The organism is Streptomyces sp. GbtcB6 (assembly GCF_019091475.1).
In the GTDB taxonomy this organism is placed as follows: domain Bacteria; phylum Actinomycetota; class Actinomycetes; order Streptomycetales; family Streptomycetaceae; genus Streptomyces; species Streptomyces hyaluromycini.
Genome location: NZ_JAGXJL010000476.1, coordinates 1 through 236, shown reverse-complemented (window position 1 = coordinate 236; position 236 = coordinate 1). Strand labels below are relative to the sequence as shown.

The window sequence follows — 236 nt, the reverse complement described above, 5'->3', positions numbered from 1 at the left end:
CGCAGCGGGCGGCCGAACAGGGCGCGCCGTCACCGCTGTCGGAGCCACAGGGCGCCGCCCGCCGGACGCGCGACGAGCTCCTCGCGCTCTACGCCGAGCAGCAGCGCAGGCACGTCCGGGCCGAACACCCGGAGCGGAGGCGCCTGCTGACCGCCGCCGGGTCGGCGGGGTGGCTGATCGCCGCCGGGCTGAACCGCGCCGGCGCGCCCTGGAGCGCCGAGGTCCACCGCGAGGTG

The 236-nt window shown here is 79.7% G+C and carries 1 pseudogene; it reads left to right on the top strand.

The features are described from left to right. Nucleotides 1-236: pseudogene (locus tag KVT45_RS55725) on the top strand (bifunctional 3'-5' exonuclease/DNA polymerase); the annotation flags it as partial.